Raw genomic sequence first — 5589 nt, 5'->3', positions numbered from 1 at the left:
CCGCACACCTGACCCCCGCGCCGTGACCCCGCGCGGCGCGGGGGGCGGGGCCGGGGCCGCCTCCTCCCTCGCCCCCCTTCCTCGTACCTCCCAGAAAGGCACCCTCATGTCCCGACCCATCGCCTTCGTCACCGGAGCCAGTTCGGGCATCGGCGCCGCCGTGGCCCGGGCCCTGGGCGCGGCCGGCTTCGACCTGGTGGTCGGTTACGGCCGGCAGGCCGACGCCGCCAAGGAACTCGCCGACACCCTCGCCGCCGAGCACGGCGTAGCGGCCCACACGCTCGGCCTTGACCTGTCCGACCCCGAGGCCGCGGGCGCGGCGCTCGGCGAGACCGTCGCCGCCGTCGGCGGCATCGACGTGCTCGTCAACAACGCCGGGATCAACCGGCGCGCGTCCGTGACCGAGGAGACCCTCCAGGACTGGCAGCGCGTGCTCACGGTCAATCTGACGAGCCCCTTCCACCTCTCCCAGGTGGCCGCGCGGCACATGATCGAGCAGGGCCGGGGCGGCCGCATCATCAACATCACCAGCGTCCACGAGCACCTGCCGATCGGCGAGGGCAGCACCTACTGCGCCGCCAAGGGCGGCCTCGGGGCGCTCACCAAGGCCATGGCCCTCGACCTCGCCGCGCACGACATCACGGTCAACGCGGTCGCGCCCGGCGAGACCGCCACGCCCATGAACAACGTGCCCACCGGCATGGACGCCGCGCGGATCGCCCGCCCCGCGATCCCGGCCCGCCGTCCGGGCCGGCCGGAGGAAGTGGCCGCGCTCGTCGCCTACCTGGCCTCGCCCGCCGCCGCGTACACCACCGGCACCTCGACCCTCGTCGACGGCGGCATGGCGCTGACCGCCGCCGTCGCCAACGCCGCCGACGCCGGCCGCGTCTGAGCCCCGCCCCTCCGACCTCCCCTGGAGCCCACCGTGTCAGCACCTCCGGCGACCGCGGCGCCCACCGCCGCCCGCATCCCGACCGTCCGCAACGTCGACCACTTCGCGTACACCGTGCCCGACCTCGACCGGGCGGTGGACCTCTTCACCCGGGTCCTCGGCGCCGAACTGCTCTACCGGCTCGGCCCGGTCGAGGAACCCGACAGCGACTGGATGACGCGCCAGCTCGGCGTCCACCCGCGCGCCAGCGCGCACATCGCGATGCTCAGGTTCGGCCCGGTGAGCAACCTGGAGCTGTTCCAGTACACCGCGCCCGAACAGCGCACCGAGGTACCCGGGTTCACCGACGTCGGCGGTCACCACATCGGCATCCACGTCGGCGACCTGGACCAGGCCCTGGCCCGGCTGCGCGAGGAGCCCGGCGTACGCGTCCTCGGCGAGCCGCAGACGCAGGCGGACGGCCCGACGGCCGGCAACCGCTGGATCCATGTGCTCACCGACGGCGGCCTGCGGCTCGAACTGCGCCAGGTGGCGGCCGAGCTGCCCTACGAGCGCGAGACCCCGGCCCGCCTCTACCGGCCCGCCCCGCAGTGGAGCGGCCCCGGCCTGCCCACCGCGCGCGGCGTCGACCACGTCGGCTACACCGTCGCCGACCTCGACGAGGCGGTCGACTTCTTCACCGGCCCGATGGGCGGCGAACTCGTCCACCGCTCCGCCCGGTCCGTCGACGAGGCCCTCGCGGCACGCCAGTTCGGCGTCGACCGCGCCTTCCGCATCGAGACCGCCGTGATCCGGCTCGGCCCGGTCACCAACCTCGAACTGAGCGCCTGCGCGATCGAGGGCCAGCGCGTGGAGCGCCCGCGCAACAGCGACGTCGGCGGCCACCACCTGGCCTTCTTCGTCGACGACGTGGCAGAGGCCGCCGCATGGCTGGCGCGCACGCCCGGCGCCGAGGTCCTCGGCGAGCCGCAGCTCATCGAGGACGGCGGCCCGATCCACGGCGACCGCTGGGTCTACTTCCGGGGCGTCGGCGGCTTCCAGCTGGAGGTGCTCAACATGCCGCCCGGCATGCCGTACGAGCAGGCCACCGAGGCCCGCCGGTTCGGGCCCAGCCCGAGCTGGGGCGACCGCTGATGGCCCGGGGATCCGTGCGCTGGCACGACATCTACGTGCAGAGCGCCGCCGTGGAGCTCGGCACGCTCCAGAGCAGCCGGGACGCGGTAGCGGCCGGATTGTTCGGCGCCGAGGAGGCCGAGACGTCCCGGCAGCGGTCGGTGTCGGTGAGCCGGGACCGCAGCGGTCCCGAACTCGCCGTCGCCGCGGGCCGCGAGGCGCTCGCCGCGAGCGGCCACGACGCGCTCGACGTCGGGCTGCTCATCCACGCCGACTGCTGGTACCAGGGCCTGGAGTTCTGGAACACCGCCGCCTATGTCCAGCACGAGGTCCTCGGGCACGGCGAGTGCGTGGCCTTCGAGCTGCGGCAGATGTCCAACGGCGGGGTGAGCGCCCTGGAGACGGCCGCGGCCCGGCTCACCGCCGTCCCCGACACCGGTGCCGCCCTGGTCACCACCGGCGACCGGTTCGCCGACCCGGCCTTCCCGCGCTGGACCACCGACCGCGGCCTGGCCTTCGGCGACGCCGGCACGGCCGTCCTGCTCTCCCGGCGCCCCGGGCCGCTGCGCCTGGTGGCCACGGCGTCCTGGTCGCAGCCGCTTCTCGAAGGGCTGCACCGGGGCGAGGAGCCCTTCCGGGACAGCGCGGGACAGGCCGGACCGCTCGACCTGGTGGCGCGCAAGAAGGGCTTCCTGCGCCACCACCCGGTCGAGGAGATCACCACCCGCAACGAGACCGGCATGCTCACCGCGGTCAAGAACTGCCTGGCGGAGGCCGGGGCCGAGATGGCGGACATGGCCGCCGTGGTCGTGCCCTTCTTCGGCGTCAAGCTCTCCCGGCTGCAGTGCCTGGCCCCGCTGGGCATCCAGCCCGAGGTCACGCTCCAGGACTGGGGCCTGACGATCGGTCACCTCGGCGCGGGCGACCAGCCCGCGGGCCTGGCCAGGCTCCTGGCCGAGGACCGGCTCGCACCGGGCGAGCGGGTGCTGCTCGTGGGGGTGGGCGCGGGGTTCAGCTGGACCAGCGCCGTGCTCGAACGAATCTGACGTCGCGTTGTCTTGGGAGGGGAACGCATCCATGAGGAATGCGGTGAGGAGACTGTCCGGCACGGGCGTCAGCGTCTGGCTGGACGCCGCTCACGAGGGGACGGCCCCGGGGGAGGCGCATCCCGACGCGGGCCCGCTCGGGCGGCTGCTGGGGGAGAGCGGGGCGAGCGGCGTCCGGCTGGGGCCGGTCGGCCCGGGGGACCTGGACGCGGTCCGTGAGCTGTGCGACCGGCTCGCGCCCGCGCACCGCGAGAGCGCGGGGCGCGACGGGCTGGTGTCCGTGCCGGTCCGTGCGGGGGCGGACGCGGACGTGCCGGCCCTGATCGCGGGGGCCCGCGTGCTGCGCTCGGCCGTGGACCGGCCCAACCTGGTCGTACGGCTGCCCGGCGCGCCCGGCACGCTCGCGGCGGTCACGGGGGTCCTGGCCGAGGGCATCGGCGTGGAGGTCGCCGCCGTGCACGCACCGCGGCGGTACGAGGAGGTCGCCGACGCCGTCCTCGCCGGTCTGGAGCGGTGCCTGGCCGAGGGCCGCGCCCAAGGGCCGGGCGTGCCCGCCGGTCCCGCCGCGCTGATCGCCTTCGGGGTGGCCGCCGTGGACGACCGCGTGGACGCGGCCCTCGACCTCATCGGCTCCGACGAGGCCAAGGCGCTGCGGGGCCGCGCGGGCCTGGCCGCCGCCCGGCTCGCCCACCAGACGCACGACATGACCTTCGGCTCGGCCCGCTGGGGCGCGCTCGCGGCGGCGGGCGTCCCCGAGCCGCGGCTGCTGTGGGTCACCGCGGCGCACAGCGCCTCCCGGTCCGCCCACTACGCCGAGGAGCTGGTCACCGCGGGCACCGTCAGCGCCCTGCGCCCGCCGGCCCTGCGGTCGGTGGCGGCGCGCGGTGTGGCCGGCGTGGACCGGGTGTGGCGGCACTACGCGGACGCCGCGCGGACCCGCACGTATCTGAAGTGGTTCGACATCTGCCTGGAGGACGTGGCGGGCTGCCTCGCGGACTCCCGGCGCCGGGCGCACCGGGCCGTGCGGCCGTCCTCCGAAGGCACCGCGCACCAGGTGTCCGGCACGGCGCGCGCGACGGGGCCGCGTCAGCGGGCGGTACGCGTACCGGCCTGACACGACGAAGGCGGCGGACACCCGGGGTGGGGTGTCCGCCGCCTTCGTCGTGGGCGAGCGGCGCGGTCAGGCCGAGCGCAGCGCGGTGGCCGGGGCGTGGCCCGTCGTCAGGGTGCGGTAGGCGAAGGCACCGGACACCAGGGTCATGTGGTGGTGCCAGCCGGGGAAGGAACGGCCCTCGAAGTCGTACAGACCGAACTCGTCCGCCAGGGTGTGCAGGGTCTCCGCGGTGGCGGCCTGCGCGCCGATCAGGCGCAGGAGGTCCTCGGTGGGCCGGTGGACCATGTTGGTGATCCACAGCTGTCCGGTGCGCGCGGCGCCCGGCCCGGGACGCGGGTCGGTGAAGAGGCGGTACGGACGCGGGTCCGCGGGCCGCTCCCCGGCGAGCCGCACCCACGCGGACCCCAGCCTGCCGCCGCCGGCCGCCCTGCCCTGCGCGCGCAGCAGGCGCTCGGCGGGCAGCGCGGGCGCGGGCTCGGTACGGCGCGGGCCCCGGGGCAGCCCGTCGGGCACGAGCGGCAGCGAGGCCGGGACCGCGACGACGAACTCCCGTCCCCGCGCGCTCAGTCCGTGCACGAGCTCGCCCGGGTCGCCGTGCCCGGCGATGTCGGCCACCAGCGGCAGCGGCCGCTGCGGGCTGCGGGCGGTGAGGTTGTCGGCGAGGCTCAGGACGCCGGCCGCCACCGAACGGGCCGTCGCCGACTCCGGGATCCGGGCGCGGCTGCGCAGGACCGGGTCGTCCAGCCACGGCCCCGGCAGATGCAGGGACCAGTCGACGGGGATCTCCCCGGCCGCGGTGGACAGGAACGCGCCGAGGGCCAGCTGGCAGCTGACGGACCGGCCGCGCTCCGGGGCGAAACGGCGGTGCACCCCGCAGGACTTGGTGCCGCGCTTGGGCAGCACGACCGGCGCGATGGTCCAGGCGCGGGGCCGCTCGTACCGGTTGACCTGCCAGATCAGGTCCTCCCGCACCTCCGACCAGAGCCACGGGCTGGCGTTGACGAACTGGTGCAGTGCCTGGGAGGCGGTGGGCGAGTCCGAGACGGAGGCCGCGAGGCGGCGCATCGTCTTCTTGCCCGGTGTCACCAGCAGCGCCTGCAGATAGGCCTGCGCCCAGCGGCGCTGGTCGGCCCGGGGCAGCCGGCGGAAGAGCTCATCCGCGAAGGCCGTGGCCGACGCCGACGCCGGGGCCGCCCCCGGAACCGGGGCCGAAGCCGGGGCATTGGCCGAGGCCGTGGCCGACACCGGTTTCCGAATCTCCTGCTGTACGAACATGCCCGTTCCCTCCCTCGTACCCGCCCGCTCACGGACGGCCCACTGAAAGAATAGAGAACGCTCGCTATTTTTTCTCCCCCGGGGTGGGCATCGGCTCAACTTCGAGAGGTCGGTTGTGGAGGAAGTGTGGGGGACGGGTGTGGGAGGGG

At 75.5% G+C, this 5589-nt stretch carries 5 protein-coding genes; 4 read left to right on the top strand and 1 reads right to left on the bottom strand.

Translation table 11 applies throughout. The features are described 5' to 3' along the window. The first annotated feature begins 106 nt into the window (after nt 1-106). Genes AOK22_RS30195 through AOK22_RS30180 form a run of 4 tightly spaced genes read left to right on the top strand, consistent with a single transcriptional unit; the run spans nt 107 to nt 4165 of the window. Nucleotides 107-892 (top strand): SDR family oxidoreductase, encoded by a 786-nt coding sequence (locus AOK22_RS30195; RefSeq protein WP_055701900.1) that lies wholly within the window; start codon nt 107-109, stop codon nt 890-892. A 33-nt stretch (nt 893-925) separates the two neighbouring features. After that, complete coding sequence (locus tag AOK22_RS30190) at nt 926-2026, top strand: VOC family protein (RefSeq protein ID WP_237773377.1); 1101 nt, start codon at nt 926-928, stop codon at nt 2024-2026. Continuing rightward, complete coding sequence (locus tag AOK22_RS30185) at nt 2026-3051, top strand: ketoacyl-ACP synthase III family protein (RefSeq protein WP_063795364.1); 1026 nt, start codon at nt 2026-2028, stop codon at nt 3049-3051. The genes AOK22_RS30190 and AOK22_RS30185 overlap by 1 nt, the downstream gene beginning before the upstream one ends. A 43-nt stretch (nt 3052-3094) precedes the next feature. Then, the gene (locus tag AOK22_RS30180) at nt 3095-4165 is read left to right on the top strand and encodes a transaldolase family protein (protein ID WP_055701898.1); all 1071 of its coding nucleotides are present in this window, start codon (nt 3095-3097) and stop codon (nt 4163-4165) included. Nucleotides 4166-4231: 66 nt separating this feature from the next. Here the strand turns inward: AOK22_RS30180 and AOK22_RS30175 are convergent, their stop codons facing one another. Then, complete coding sequence (locus AOK22_RS30175) at nt 4232-5440, bottom strand: IS701 family transposase (RefSeq protein WP_237773376.1); 1209 nt, start codon at nt 5438-5440, stop codon at nt 4232-4234. Nucleotides 5441-5589: the final 149 nt, after the last annotated feature.

This window comes from Streptomyces silaceus (genome assembly GCF_001419745.1).
Taxonomy (GTDB): domain Bacteria; phylum Actinomycetota; class Actinomycetes; order Streptomycetales; family Streptomycetaceae; genus Streptomyces; species Streptomyces silaceus.
This window is presented reverse-complemented; position numbering and strand designations above follow the sequence as displayed.

Excerpts from the sequence above, each read along its gene's own strand:
- AOK22_RS30175 (WP_237773376.1), bottom strand. The coding sequence starts at position 5,440 with ATGTTCGTACAGCAGGAGATTCGGAAACCGGTGTCGGCCACGGCCTCG.
- AOK22_RS30185 (WP_063795364.1), top strand. The coding sequence starts at position 2,026 with ATGGCCCGGGGATCCGTGCGCTGGCACGACATCTACGTGCAGAGCGCC.
- AOK22_RS30195 (WP_055701900.1), top strand. The coding sequence starts at position 107 with ATGTCCCGACCCATCGCCTTCGTCACCGGAGCCAGTTCGGGCATCGGC.